The following is a 13456-nucleotide window of genomic DNA, read 5'->3' as shown; positions in this document are numbered from 1 at the left end:
ACAGTCGCCAACGCTGGTTTCGGCGCGGCGTTCGTAGCACCATGCTCCTCGGTGGGAATCAATCCGATCTAGGTGGGGGAACATTCAAGTGGCATATTCCAGAGCGCGCCGGCGCATTGTGGCGGCAGCGTTACCGCTGGCCGTCATCACGGCGATGGTGGGGCTGCCCGGTACCGCGAACGCCTTGTCGACCGACGTGGTCATCTCGGGCGTCTACGGCGGCGGGGGTAACAACCTGGCGGTCTTCAAGAACGACTACATCGAGCTCGCGAACCTGAGCGACAGCCCGGTCAGCGTCGCCGGCTGGAGCGTCCAGTACGCGTCCGCCGCAGGCGCCGTCTTCCAGATGACGAACCTGACCGGCAGCATCCCGGCCCACGGCAAGTACCTGGTCCAGCAGGCCGCGGGTGCGGGTGGCACGGTCGCCCTGCCGACTCCCGATGCGACCGGCTCGGTCCCGATGTCGGCGACCTCCGGCGTCGTCGCCCTGGTCACCGCACAGATCCCCTTGGTGGGCTGCGGGATCACCTGCTCGACCGCGCCGAACGTCAAGGACCTGGTGGGCTACGGCGCGACGGCGAACGTCGAGACGCTCGCGGCTCCCGGCCTCACGAACACCACGGCCGACGCCCGCAGCGGCGCGATGATCGACACCGACAACAACTCGGTCGACTTCACCTCCGGCGTACCGAAGGCGACCAACAGCGCCGGTACGACGGTCAGCGCCGGAGACCCGGGCGACCCCGGTGACCCGACCCCCGGTACCGTCCGCATCCACGACATCCAGGGCACCGGCCGGATCTCGCCGATCGTCGGCACGTCCGTCACCAACGTCCCCGGCATCGTCACCGCGGTCCGTACCACCGGCTCCGCGCGCGGTTACTGGTTCCAGGACCCGACCGCCGACGCCGACCCGCTGAGCAGCGAAGGCATCTTCGTCTTCACCGGCACCACGACCCCGGCGGTCGTGGCCGGCGACTCCGTGCTGGCCACTGGCCGGGTCACCGAGTTCCGCCCGGCCACCGGCGCCCAGTCGCTGACCGAGATCGGCGGCCCGGTCAACACGATCAAGCTGACCAGCGGCAACCCGCTGCCGGCGCCGGTACCGGTCGTCTTCCCGGACGCCTACACCAAGACCGGCTCCCTCGAGGCGCAGCCGCTGGAGCCGAACAGCTACGTGTTGGACTGGCTCGAGACGCACGAGGGCATGCGGATCTCGATCGACCAGGCCACCCGGCTGGTCAGCCCGGTCAACACCCAGTTCGGTGAGCTCTGGGTGACGCTGAAGCCGGGCCAGAACCCGACCCCGCGCGGCGGCACGATCTACAAGTCGTACGACGACCAGAACAGCGGCCGGCTGATGATCGCCTCGCTGATCGGCGCTCCCGCGGCGAACGTCGGCTCGACGCTGGCCGCCGGCACCGCCGGACCGCTCGACTACCAGTCGTTCGGCGGCTACGCGCTGATGGCGACCCAGCTCGGCACGATCACCGAGGGCGGTCTGAAGAAGCAGATGGTGCTGCCGCCGAAGAAGGCCGGTGACCTGTCCGTCGCGACCTACAACGTGGAGAACCTGGCCGCCACCAACCCGGACTCCAAGTTCGCGAAGCTGGCCCAGGCGGTCGTCAGCAACCTCGGCAGCCCGGACATCCTCGCGCTGGAGGAGATCCAGGACAACAACGGCGCCACCGACAACGGAGTGGTCGCGGCCGACCAGACCATCGCCAAGTTCATCGCCGCGATCCAGGCGGCCGGCGGACCGACGTACGACTGGCGCTCGATCAACCCGAACAACGACACCGACGGCGGCGAGCCGGGCGGCAACATCCGCCAGGTGTTCCTGTTCAACCCGGCCCGTACGACGTTCGTCGACCGTCCCGGCGGTGACGCGAACACGGCCGTCCAGGTGGTCCGCGCGCGGCCGACCAGCAACCAGGTCTCGCTGTCGGTCTCGCCCGGCCGGATCGACCCGACCAGCGACGCGTGGCCGTCCAGCCGCAAGCCGCTCGTCGGCGAGTTCCTCTACGACGGCAACAAGCAGCTGTTCGTCGTGGCCAACCACTTCAACTCCAAGGGTGGCGACTACCCGCTGTCGGCCGCGGTCCAGCCGCCGGTCCGCAGTAGCGAGGTACAGCGGCAGAAGCAGGCCGCCGAGGTGAACGAGTTCATCTCCGACCTCAACACCAAGTCGGCCGGGCGGGCCCGGGCGATCGTGCTGGGCGACCTGAACGACTACCAGTTCAGCCCGGCCGTCCAGACCCTGACCGGCAACGGGACGGTGCTGAAGACGCTGATCGACACGCTGCCGGCCGACCAGCGCTACAGCTACATCTTCGACGGCAACTCGCAGGTGCTCGACCACATCGCGGTCAGCCCGGCGATCAAGGGCTACTCGTACGGTGTCGTGCACATCAACGCGGAGTTCTCCGACCAGGCCAGCGACCACGATCCGCAGATCGTCCGCATCCTGACCGGCTGTGACGTAGACCCCCTCCCGACCCGCTGCCTCCCCGGCAGCCCGGTGGTCGACGTCCCGTAGCACCTGGCCTCACCACCATCTCGGGGGTTAACCCCCGAGATGGTGGGTTGCCACCCGCGGTTCTCGGGAGGCAACCCACCAGGTGAGGGGTTAACCCCCGAGATGCCGCGGTGGGGGCGGCCGGGGGTTGGCGGGGTGCGTAGGGTCTCGGTGTGAGCGGACCCGGATTGGTGATCTTCGACAACGACGGCGTGCTGGTGGACTCGGAGCGGCTGGCCAACGGCATCCTGGCCGAGTTGCTGACCGAGGCGGGGCTGCCGTACACGTTCGAGGAGGCCGTGCGGGACTTCATGGGCGGCAGCATGGCGTCGATGCGAACGATGGCCGAGGCCAAGCTCGGGTCGCCGTTGCCGGCTGATCTCGAGGACCGGTACCACGAACGGCTCTTCGCCGGATTCGCCCGGCTGGAGCCGATTCCCGGCGTACGGGAAGTGCTGGATCAGCTCGACGCGGAGGGCATCAGGTACTGCCTGGCGTCGTCGGGAACGCATCGGCGGATCCACACGGCGTTGACCGCGGTCGGCTTCTGGGACCGTTTCGAGGGCCGGATCTTCAGCTCGGAGGACGTCGCGCACGGTAAGCCGGCGCCTGATCTCTTCCTGCACGCCGCGGCCACGATGGGCGTCGCACCGGCCGGCTGCGTGGTCGTCGAGGACAGCCCGCTCGGCGTCGCCGCCGCCAACGCGGCCGGCATGAGAGTCTTCGGTTTCGCCGCGATGACCGACCCGGCGAAACTGGCCACCGCAACCCAGGTTTTCCACAAGATGACCGACCTCCCGGAGCTTATCCACCAGGCCTGATGGACACTGGTAGGGCTATGTCAGAGCTTGAAGCCCCCTCGAAGGTTCGCGCTGTCGCGGTCGTGGACCTCGGCGCGATCCGCCACAACGTGGCCACGCTGCGTGCGCGCGTGGGCTCGGCGCAGGTCATGACGGTGGTGAAGGCGGACGCGTACGGGCACGGGATGATCCCGGTCGCCAGGGCCGCGCGGGAGGCCGGCGCGGACTGGATCGGTGCGGCCGTACTCGATGAAGCGCTCGAATTGCGGGCGGCCGGGGACACCGGGCCGATCTTCTGCTGGCTGACCACGCCGGGAGAGCCGCTCGCGCGGGCCATTGCCGCGGGCATCGACCTGTCGGCGTCCGCGCCGTGGGAGATCGACGAGCTGGCCGCGGGTGTGGACGACCGGCCGGCCCGCGTGCACCTGAAGATCGACACGGGCATGAGCCGCGGGGGCGCCGTACCGGAGGAGTGGCCGGCCCTGATCCGCGCCGCGCTGGCCGAAGTGGCGACCGGGCGGATCGAGATCGCGGGCATCTGGTCGCATCTGGCGTCGTCGGACGAGCCGAAGAGTCCGGTCAACGAGGCGCAGTTGGCGACGTTCCGGCACGCAGTAGAGGTGGCGGAGTCGTTCGGGGTGGATCCGGGGCTGCGGCACATCGCGAACTCGGGTGGCACGCTGGCGCTGCCGGAGACCCATCTCGACCTGGTGCGGCCTGGCATCGCCACGTACGGGCTGTCTCCGTTCGGGCACGACGTGCCGTCCGGGGAGCTGGGACTTCGGCCGGCGATGACGTTGAAGGCGCGGTTCGCGATGGTGAAGCGGGTGCCGGCCGGCGTGGGCGTTTCGTACGGGCTGACCTGGACCGCGCCGCGGCCGTCGACGCTCGGACTGATCCCGCTCGGGTACGGCGACGGCCTGCCGCGGCACGCGTCGAACGGTGCGCCCGTCCAGGTGGGCGGCGAGCGTCGTACCATCGTCGGCCGGATCTGTATGGATCAGTGCGTGGTGAATCTCCAGGACGACCAGGTGGTCGCGGGCGACGAGGTCGTGCTGTTCGGCCCGGGCGCCGATGGGGAGCCGACCGCGGACGACTGGGCGGATGCGGCAGGGACCATCAACTACGAGATCGTGACCCGGCTGGGAGCGCGCATCCCCCGCCGGTACGTCGACAGCGGGAGGTGACCGGGATGGCGAAGGTAGGACGCACTGCCGGTCTGATCGGCGCCGCGGTCGGTGTGCTCGCGGCAGGTGCTGCCGCCGGCGTGGCCGTCGAGCGGCAGGTGATCGGGCGCCGGTCGGGACAGCGCGCGCAGCTGGAAGCCGAGCCGTTCGGCTCGCTGCGCGGTACGCCGCACGTGTTCACGGCCGATGACGGGGTCGAGTTGTACGTCGAGGTCGACGCCTTGAAGCGATCGCGCCGGCCCGAACCGCCGCCACGGCGACGGCTGGGTCGCAAGGTGCCGCCGCCGATGGAGGATCTGACGCTGATCTTCCTGCACGGCTACGGGCTCAACATGGACTGCTGGCACTTCGAGCGCCGCGACCTGGCCGGGATCGGCACGATGGTCTTCTACGACCAGCGCTCGCACGGGCGGTCCGGGCGGTCGCCCAAGGAGAACGTCAGCATCGACCAGCTCGGGCGGGATCTGTACGGGATCCTGGAGGAGTTCGCCCCGACGGGTCCGGTGATCCTGATCGGGCACTCGATGGGCGGCATGTCGATCATGGCGCTGGCCGGCGAGCATCCGGAGCTGTTCGGGGATCGGGTGATCGGGGTCGGGCTGTGCTCGACCAGCGCCGGCGGGCTGGACGACGTGCCGATCGTTTTTCCCGGTCGGGTCGGCATGCTCGCGCGGGCTTTGGCGACGCCGACGGTTGCGGCGCTGGCGCGGATTCCCGATGTGGTCGAGCGGAGTCGCAAGGCTGGTACGGACATCAGCTATCTGCTGACCCGGAAGTACTCGTTCGGGTCGGAGGTACCGCCGGCGTACACCGAGTTCGTCAACGAGATGATCGCGGCGACGCCGATCTCGGTGATCGCGGAGTTCTACCCGATCTTCGCGCTGCACGACAGGTACGAGGACCTGGAGCCGTTGCAGAAGGTGGAGTGCGTGGTGATCGGTGGGGACTCCGATCATCTGACTCCCTTCGAGCACTCCGAGGAGATCGTCCGGCACGTGCCGGGGGCAGAACTGGTCGAGGTACCGAACTGCGGTCACCTCGGCCTGATCGAGCATCATCGTGAGTTCACCGCGGCCCTGCTCGGCATGATCGAGCGCGCCGAACTAGCCCTGGGACAGAGATGACCCGGCCCAGCTCTCGGACAGACACGACCGCACTAGCCCTGGGACAGAGATGACCGACCTGCACGTGGTGGACGCGACTGCGGAGCACGTGGACGAGATCGTTGCGGTGATCCATCACGCGTTCGCCGCCCGCCGCACCCTCGACCCGCCCTCCACCGCGCTGGAGGAGAACGCGACGACGGTCGGCGAGGCAGTCTCGACGTACGGCGGCCTGCTGGTCCGCATCGACGGCGAACCGGCCGGCGCGATGCTCTTCGAGATCTCCGGCGACGTCCTCGGCCTGCGCCGGGTCTCGGTCGACCCACGCTTCCAGGGCCGTGGCGTGGCGTCCGCGCTGGTCGGTTGCGCCGAAGATGCCGCGCGCGCACGCGGACTGCGCCGAGTGCGCTTGATCGCCCGGGTCGAACTCCCCGACACCGTCGAATTCTGGCGCCGCCGCGGCTACTCCGTCGTTGCGCAGGAGGGCCAGAACCTCATCTACGCCAAGGCGATGCCCGTCTTCCTCACCGTCCCCACCGCCGATGACATGCGCTCGATCGCCGAGGAACTAGCCGGCCAGCTACGCGCCGGCGACGTATTGGTCCTCTCCGGCGACCTGGGCGCCGGCAAAACCACCTTCACCCAGGGCCTGGGCGCGGGCCTGAAGGTCCGAGGCGACATCACCTCCCCAACCTTCGTAATCTCCCGAGTCCACCCTTCTCTGTCCGGCGGCCCCGCCCTGGTCCACGTAGACGCCTACCGCCTAGGCGGCTTCGCCGAACTGGACGACCTGGACCTGGACGCCTCCCTGGAAGAAGCGGTAACAGTCGTCGAATGGGGCCAAGGCCTAGCCGAAGCCCTAGCCCCCGACCGCCTGGACATAGTCGTCACCCGAGGCGACAACGACACAGACGAAACCCGCGAACTCCGCATCACCCCCGCAGGCCCCCGCTGGGCGGAGAGCGGCATCCACCTGACTGCGCCTGCCCAGCCGGCAGCAGATCTGCCGGCGAGCGACAGCACGGCGCAGCCGGCTGCCGATCAGAGCGTGGACTCGCCCTCCGCGAGCGCCGCCGGAGGTGGCGCGGTGCGGAGTGCCGACGCTGGGCTTGAGGAGAACTGACGATGCTGCTTGCTTTTGACACCTCCAGTGCTGCCGTGACTGTGGCGCTTGCCGACCCGGTGACCGGGGCGACCGTTGCTTCTTCTTCGACAGTGGATGCTTTGCGGCATGGGGAGTTGTTGGCTCCTGCTATCGAGCAGGCGTTGGCTGCGGCGGGGGCGACTCCGCGGGATCTGACGAAGATTGCGGTGGGGGTTGGGCCGGGGCCGTTCACCGGGTTGCGGGTGGGGTTGGTTACTGCCCGGACGATGGGGGAGGTGCTGGGGGTCGAGGTTGTCGGGGTTTGCAGTCTTGATGTGTTGGCTCGGCAGTCTTCTTTGCAGTTGCCGGTAGCGGTCGCGACGGATGCTCGGCGGAAAGAGATTTACTGGGCGTTGTATGACGGGCCTGCGGCGGACGGGAGCCGGCGGCGGCTCGAGGGGCCGGCGGTGGACAAGCCGGCGGACGTTGCGCACGTGCTCGCCGGGTTGCCGGTGATCGGGCGTGGGGCTGTTTTGTACGGCGAGGCGTTGGGGCTCGAGACGAGCGACGTGATCGAGTACCCGTCGGCTGAGGTACTCGCTCTGGGAGTTACGACGGGCACGCTGCCGGTCGTCGCGCCCGACCCGCTCTACCTCCGCCGCCCGGACGTCACCATGTCGGGCGGGCCCAAGAGCGTGCTGCCGAAGTGAGACCAGGGATCCGACCAGCGAAATCAGCCGACCTCGATGCGCTGGTTGCGCTCGACAAGGTTTGTTTCGGCGACTCCGCGTGGAGTGCCGAGTCGTGGGCAGCGGAGTTCGCCCGGCTCGGTACCGACCGGGTCATGCTCGTGGCGGACGAGGGAATGCAGGTCGGGTACGTCGTATTGCTGATGCCGCCCGCACCGGAGGACCCGGTTGACCTGCTCCGGATCGCGGTGAGCCCGGCTGACCGGCGTACCGGGATCGGTGGGCAGTTGATGACCGCCGCGTTGCAACGATGCACCGGCCGGACGGTCCTGCTGGAAGTTGCTGCAGGCAACGAAGGGGCCGGGGCTTTGTACCGCGGCTACGGTTTCGAGGAGATCAGCCGGCGGCGCGGGTACTACGCCGGCGGCGAGGACGCAGTGATCATGCAGTGGCAGGAGAAGGCTTGATGAGTGACAACGAACCGCTGATCCTCGGGATCGAGACGTCGTGCGACGAGACCGGGGTCGGCATCGTCCGCGGTCAGACGCTGCTAGCCGACGCGATCGCCTCCAGTGTCGAGGAGCACGCGCGGTTCGGCGGCGTCGTACCGGAGGTCGCCAGCCGTGCGCACCTCGAGGCGATGGTGCCGACGATCCGCCGCGCCTGCGAGACGGCCGGGATCAAACCCACCGACGTCGACGCGATCGCCGTCACCAGCGGTCCCGGCCTGGCCGGCGCGCTGCTCGTCGGCGTCGCCGCCGCCAAGGGCCTCGCGCTCTCCCTCGAGAAACCCTTGTACGGCGTCAACCACCTCGCCGCGCACGTCGCCGTCGACACCCTCGAACACGGTGACATCCCCAAGGGCGCGATCGCGATGCTCGTCTCCGGTGGGCACTCGTCGCTGCTCGCGGTCGAGGACATCACCGTCGGCGTCGAGCCGATGGGGTCGACCATCGACGACGCGGCCGGCGAGGCGTTCGACAAGGTCGCGCGGGTGCTCGGGCTGCCGTTCCCCGGAGGTCCATATGTCGACAAGGCGGCACGGGATGGCGGAGACGCTCTGTACGTCCGCTTCCCGCGCGGGCTGACCAGCCAGAAGGACCTGGAGCGGCATCGCTTCGACTTCTCTTTCTCCGGGCTGAAGACGGCCGTCGCGCGCTGGGTCGAGGCGAAGCGGCGCGACGGTGAGGACGTTCCGATCAACCACGTCGCGGCGGCCTTCCAGGAGGCGGTCTGCGATGTGCTGACCCGCAAGGCGATCGACGCGTGCAAGGACCGCGGCTACGAGCACCTGCTGATCGGCGGCGGCGTCGCGGCCAACTCGCGACTGCGGGCTATGGCCGAGGAGCGCTGCACCGCGGCAGGCATCGCAGTCCGGGTTCCGCGGCCGGGGTTGTGCACGGACAACGGGGCGATGGTGGCCGCGCTGGGGTCGGAGCTGGTCCGGGCCGGCAAGGAGCCGTCGCCGTTGGGATTGCCGGCCGACTCGTCGATGCCGATCACGACGGTGCTGAACTCATGAGGTGGCAGCACGACGGCGGGTTCGTCGCCGATGACGACGCGGCCCGGATCGATGTCGATGTGGTGCACGGGTTCCTGCGTACGGCGTACTGGTCGCCGGGTGTGCCGCGGGATGTGGTCGAGCGGGCGATCGCCGGGTCGTTGAATCTCGGTGTGTATGACGAAGCGGGCGCGCAGGTGGCGTACGCGCGGGCGGTGACGGATCGGGCGACGTTCGCGTGGATCGCCGACGTGTTCGTGCTGGAATCGCAGCGGGGGCACGGACTCGGCAGGTTCGTCGTGTCCACGCTGCTGGAGCACCCGGAGCTGCGTGGGTTGCGGCGCCTGATGCTGGCGACAGCCGACGCACACGACCTGTACCGGTCCTACGGCTTCCACGACCTGCCCGACCCAAGCCGGATGTTGGTGGTCCAGCAAGACCCAGCCACGCTGTACGGCAGCCACGCGTGAGTTTTCCGAGGATTGATCTGCTGGTGGCGCCGTCGGAGGCGACCGAGCTGATCCTCCTGGCACATGGTGGTGAAGAGGACTCGCGGGAGCCGGCGGGTGCCTGGCGGGCGGCGATCCTGCGGATGTGGCCGTTTGCCCCGGCTGCTCGGGCTGGTGCGCCGGGCGCTGCCGTCGGGCTGATGCGCTATCGCTACCGCGGCTGGAACGGCGCTGACGCCGATCCCGTGGCTGACCTCCGGGCGGTGCTGGATCGATTGCCTGCACGGATCACCCGCGTCGTGCTGATCGGGCACTCGATGGGCGGGCGCGCCATCGTTGCTGCGGGCAACCACCCGCTGGTCGACGGGGTGCTGGCGCTCGCGCCTTGGCTGCCGGACGGTGAGCCACTGGTGCAGTCGCGCGGACCGGTCGTGTTCGCCCATGGCACGGACGACCGGATCACCGCCCCGGCGCAGACGGCCGCCTACGCCAAGCGGTTGCGGGCTTCCGGAGTACCGGTTGCTCTGTTGTCGGTGGCAGGCGAGAACCACACGATGCTCCAGCGCAGCCCGGACTGGAACGCGCTGGTACGAGACTTCGCTGCCGGTACGTCGTACGAGCTCAGCCTCGACTCCGATCGCGTCGACCCGCTGCCGCACTCGAAGCACGCGGACAGCGCGCTGCGCGGCGTACTCGACATCGCCAAGGCACGGCTGACCCATCGGGTCGTCGGGCGGCTGTAGAAAACTGCGGACCAAAGTGCACCGCTAGGTCCCCAGTAACGGCCAGCGGTAGGCCGGTTCTGAGGATCAGCCTGCCTCGACAAGGTGAACATCCTCCTGCGTCCGCATGACGCCGAGCTGTCGAACGACGGCCTACTGCTTAGTGGCGGGCTCCTGGCCGGGGCGGCGGCAACGGACGCAGCACCTCGTCCGTCGGCGAGCCGGTCAGGAGCCCGCTCGTGAGATCGATCATATGTTCGAATCTCCTGCGAACGCAAGTCAGGGGCGGGCGACCCGCCGGCAGGAGTACGCGACGGCGTCCCGGCCGATCCGGGTGACGATCAGGGTGGCGCTCGCCGCGCCCTTGGGGGCCAGCTTCTTGCGCAGGACGGCCGGGTCGAAGTCCACGCCGCGCTTCTTGATCTCCAGCGTCCCGATGCCCTGTGTGCGCACCCAGGACCGCAGCGCCTTCTCCTTGTAGGGCAGCTCCTCGACCACCTCGTACGCCGATGCCAGCGGCGTCGCCACCAAGCTATCGGCGCTCACATAGGCGATCCGCGGATCCAGCAGCCACCCGTCGACGGCTTCGGCCACTGCGGTGACCAGGCCGGCCCTGACGACGGCTCCGTCGGGCTCATAGATGTACTGGCCGACCGGAGCGCTGTCGACCTCCGGTGCGGACGTCACTGTCGCTCCACTGGGGAGGAGGGTCGCACGGCGCGTAGTACCGGCGTAGAGCTTGCCGGACCAAAGCGCTGCCTCTTTGACCTCGCCTGCGTCGCTGACCCACTCAGCCTCGACGCCGTCCGGGACGGCCTCGTGCGGGATGCCCGGGGCGACCTTCACGCAGGCAGTGCCCGCCAGTAGATCGGTAATGAAGGACCACGGCGGCGAATAGGCGTTGTGATCGAACACCCGCTTCCCGTCCGCCCGCCGTGCCGGATCAGCAAACACCACCTCGTACTGCGAACAGTCCTGCGCCTCTGCATCACCCACCAGAACTTGGCCGGGCAACTCCAGGGCGGCAAGGTTCGCCTGAGCCGCTGCAGCCGTCGCGGGATCCCGCTCGACACCGGTGACTCTCAACCCGGCCCGTGCCGCGCTGATCAGGTCGCCCCCGATCCCACAGCCGAGGTCGACCACAGTTGCTCCCGGAAGCGTCGCAGCGATGCGAGCGGCCCGGTGCACCCCGACCGTCGTGCGCGTGGCCTGCTCCAGGCCGTCCGGGGTGAAGTACATGCGTACTGCATCCTCGGCACCGAACTTGGCCACCGCCCGATGCCGCAGAGAAGCCTGCGTGACAGCAGCGGTGACCACAGCAACGTCGTACCGGCGTCTGAGCTTCTCGACCAGGCGTAGTTCGCCTCCTGGCGTGAAGCCGGCGCAGGCCTCGGCTAGCACTTCAGCTCCGGCCGGCGCCAGCAACAGCGAGATCGAGTCAGGTGTCACCCGGCACAGTCTGCCCCGCCGCTCAGAGCGGGCTTGCGCAGGTGTTGCTCCAGGCGTGCTTCTGCAGCGAGTACATCCGCCAGTTCATCGCGGACCTGGTCTTCGGGCCGTAGATGCCGTCGGCGGTGATCTTGTGCTTGCGCTGGACCTTCAGCACCGCCGCGCGGGTCTTGCTGCCGTACTTGCCGTCGACGGTGAGCTTGCTGCCGTAGCAGAAGTTCAGGTCCCGCTGCAGGGCCTTGATCGCCGACGCGGGATCGCCGACGTAGTCCGGGCCGTAGCGCCGCGGGTTGTCGCCGTACTTCAGGTTGCAGTTGGTGGAGGTGTCCTCCCAGCCGCCCGGCACCTGCACGGCCCAGCCCTTGCCGACCGGCTTCATCAGCGCGGACAGACACTGCTCCAGCCCTTTGATCTTGACCGGTGCGGCATCGGCCGTCGTGGTCGCGACCACTGCGCCGCTGATGGCCATCACGGCCGTCGCGCCGACAGTGACTGCGGTACGTAGAAATCCCATGGTGTGCCCCTCGAGTATCCGATCCCCCCTCCGGGATCGCTTGCTCGTTGAGACTGCGCCGGCTGCCCTTTTGTTCGTTGCAGTTGGTTGCAGGAAGTTGCAGCGGGTCAGAGCGGGCTGGAGCAGTTCTTGCTCCACGTGTTGGTCTTGGTGGCGTACAGGCGCCAGTTCATCGCCGAGCGGGTCTTTGGACCGTAGATGCCGTCGACGGCCAGCTTGTGGCGCCTCTGGACGGCCTTGATCACTCCACGGGTATTGCTGCCGTAGATGCCGTCCACTGTGAGCCTGTAGCCGTAGCAGTAGTTCAGGTTGCGCTGAAGGACCCGGATGGCGGTGTCCGGGTCGCCTCTGTGGTTCGAGCCCCGGAACGGGTCGTCGCCGTACATCAGGTTGCAGGTGGTGCTCGGGCTGTTCCACAGCGACGGCATCGGGATGCCCCAGCCGGTCTTGCCGATCGGTACGACCCGGGCATACAGGCACTGCGGGGTCGCGGCGGCCGCCTGGGCCGCTGCTGTCCGGGCAGCGGTCTCTGCGGCCGCGTCCTTGGCCTTGAGCTGTACTGCGGGCGCGGCGCCGCCAGGGGCCGCGTTGCCGGGGTGGCCGGAGGAGGAGTCGTGCGCGCCTTTGGCCGCGAGGCCGGCGACCGCGAACGGGCTGATCACCAGCAGTGCGATCACCACCGTCTTGCGGGTGGTCAGCTTCGGCAGTGACGGGAGGTGGAGCGCCATGGTTCTCTCCTCGGGCGGTCGGTCCCGGGGCGGCCGGGATCCCTACAGAGACGACGGTCCCACGAGCGGGCGGGGTTCGCCCAGCCCTTGATGGCAGAAAGCGTCGAGGCGGACACGGGCGGTACCTGCGTTCGCCGGTGGCGAGAATCTGGCACTCGAGTTGACCGAGTGCTAATCGCGGCCTAGATTCTTTATTGGCACTCTCCACTCGAGGGTGCCAGCGGCCCGGCCTCTGATCCCCGCGACGGCAGAGGTGGAACGGCCGCTCGCAGCACCCCTTGAACACACAAGAACTCGACCGTGGAGGTCAGCAAGTGTCGGTCACGATCAAGCCGCTCGAGGACCGTATCCTCGTTGCGCCGCTCGAAGCCGAGCAGACCACGAAGTCCGGCCTGGTGATCCCGGACACCGCCAAGGAGAAGCCGCAGGAGGGCGAGATCCTCGCCGTCGGCCCCGGCCGCATCGACGACAACGGCAACCGCGTCCCGCTGGACGTCAGCGTCGGCGACAAGGTCATCTACTCCAAGTACGGCGGCACCGAGGTCAAGTACGACGGCCAGGACTACCTGATCCTGGGCGCCCGCGACATCCTCGCAGTCGTCACCAAGTGACGATCGCTCGTTCCTGACCGACACCGCTCCGGCGCCGACTCGGCTCCGGAGCGGAGTCGTTCGGGTCGCGGGCATCATTGTTGAAACTCAGAGAGGGACTT

14 protein-coding genes are annotated in these 13456 nt (G+C 68.7%); 11 read left to right on the top strand and 3 right to left on the bottom strand.

The annotated features are described in order from the left end of the window. Window positions 1-88: 88 nt before the first annotated feature. From ABD768_RS10835 to ABD768_RS10790, 10 genes are all read left to right on the top strand, one after another. Window positions 89-2539 (top strand): lamin tail domain-containing protein, encoded by a 2451-nt coding sequence (locus ABD768_RS10835; protein ID WP_344839935.1) that lies wholly within the window; start codon window positions 89-91, stop codon window positions 2537-2539. 152 nt (window positions 2540-2691) lie between these two features. Then, window positions 2692-3339: an HAD family hydrolase gene (locus tag ABD768_RS10830; protein WP_344839933.1), complete on the top strand. Its 648-nt coding sequence runs from the start codon at window positions 2692-2694 to the stop codon at window positions 3337-3339. Between the two features lie 17 nt (window positions 3340-3356). Next, the gene (gene alr / locus ABD768_RS10825; protein ID WP_344839931.1) at window positions 3357-4505 is read left to right on the top strand and encodes an alanine racemase; all 1149 of its coding nucleotides are present in this window, start codon (window positions 3357-3359) and stop codon (window positions 4503-4505) included. Between the two features lie 5 nt (window positions 4506-4510). Next, window positions 4511-5629 (top strand): alpha/beta fold hydrolase, encoded by a 1119-nt coding sequence (locus ABD768_RS10820; RefSeq protein WP_343976683.1) that lies wholly within the window; start codon window positions 4511-4513, stop codon window positions 5627-5629. Between the two features lie 49 nt (window positions 5630-5678). After that, the gene (tsaE, locus tag ABD768_RS10815) at window positions 5679-6731 is read left to right on the top strand and encodes a tRNA (adenosine(37)-N6)-threonylcarbamoyltransferase complex ATPase subunit type 1 TsaE (RefSeq protein ID WP_344839927.1); all 1053 of its coding nucleotides are present in this window, start codon (window positions 5679-5681) and stop codon (window positions 6729-6731) included. A gap of 2 nt (window positions 6732-6733) precedes the next feature. Beyond that, the gene (tsaB, locus tag ABD768_RS10810) at window positions 6734-7402 is read left to right on the top strand and encodes a tRNA (adenosine(37)-N6)-threonylcarbamoyltransferase complex dimerization subunit type 1 TsaB (RefSeq protein ID WP_344839924.1); all 669 of its coding nucleotides are present in this window, start codon (window positions 6734-6736) and stop codon (window positions 7400-7402) included. After that, complete coding sequence (locus ABD768_RS10805) at window positions 7399-7848, top strand: GNAT family N-acetyltransferase (RefSeq protein WP_344839921.1); 450 nt, start codon at window positions 7399-7401, stop codon at window positions 7846-7848. Before tsaB ends, ABD768_RS10805 begins: the two co-directional genes overlap by 4 nt. Beyond that, window positions 7848-8903: a tRNA (adenosine(37)-N6)-threonylcarbamoyltransferase complex transferase subunit TsaD gene (gene tsaD / locus ABD768_RS10800; RefSeq protein WP_344839918.1), complete on the top strand. Its 1056-nt coding sequence runs from the start codon at window positions 7848-7850 to the stop codon at window positions 8901-8903. Before ABD768_RS10805 ends, tsaD begins: the two co-directional genes overlap by 1 nt. After that, a complete protein-coding gene (locus ABD768_RS10795; RefSeq protein ID WP_343976698.1) occupies window positions 8900-9352 on the top strand; it encodes a GNAT family N-acetyltransferase in 453 nt (150 codons plus the stop codon). Before tsaD ends, ABD768_RS10795 begins: the two co-directional genes overlap by 4 nt. Beyond that, the gene (locus ABD768_RS10790) at window positions 9349-10074 is read left to right on the top strand and encodes a dienelactone hydrolase family protein (RefSeq protein WP_344839916.1); all 726 of its coding nucleotides are present in this window, start codon (window positions 9349-9351) and stop codon (window positions 10072-10074) included. Before ABD768_RS10795 ends, ABD768_RS10790 begins: the two co-directional genes overlap by 4 nt. A 258-nt stretch (window positions 10075-10332) precedes the next feature. Here ABD768_RS10790 and ABD768_RS10785 read toward each other — a convergent pair whose 3' ends face one another. The 3 genes from ABD768_RS10785 to ABD768_RS10775 form a co-directional block, all read right to left on the bottom strand. Beyond that, window positions 10333-11502 carry a THUMP-like domain-containing protein gene (locus tag ABD768_RS10785; RefSeq protein WP_344839914.1) on the bottom strand — a complete coding sequence of 390 codons (1170 nt, stop codon included), beginning with the start codon at window positions 11500-11502 and terminating at the stop codon, window positions 10333-10335. Between the two features lie 22 nt (window positions 11503-11524). Continuing rightward, a complete protein-coding gene (locus ABD768_RS10780; RefSeq protein WP_344839912.1) occupies window positions 11525-12016 on the bottom strand; it encodes a peptidoglycan-binding domain-containing protein in 492 nt (163 codons plus the stop codon). Window positions 12017-12123: 107 nt separating this feature from the next. Continuing rightward, complete coding sequence (locus tag ABD768_RS10775) at window positions 12124-12744, bottom strand: peptidoglycan-binding domain-containing protein (protein ID WP_344839910.1); 621 nt, start codon at window positions 12742-12744, stop codon at window positions 12124-12126. A gap of 314 nt (window positions 12745-13058) precedes the next feature. On the opposite strand from ABD768_RS10775, the gene groES reads away from it, so the two are divergent. Then, window positions 13059-13355 carry a co-chaperone GroES gene (gene groES / locus ABD768_RS10770; protein ID WP_328329211.1) on the top strand — a complete coding sequence of 99 codons (297 nt, stop codon included), beginning with the start codon at window positions 13059-13061 and terminating at the stop codon, window positions 13353-13355. Window positions 13356-13456: the final 101 nt, after the last annotated feature.

The organism is Kribbella ginsengisoli (assembly GCF_039537185.1).
Lineage (GTDB): Bacteria > Actinomycetota > Actinomycetes > Propionibacteriales > Kribbellaceae > Kribbella > Kribbella koreensis.
The sequence above is the reverse complement of the archived record's forward strand: the minus strand, read 5'-3'. Positions and strand labels throughout refer to the sequence as shown.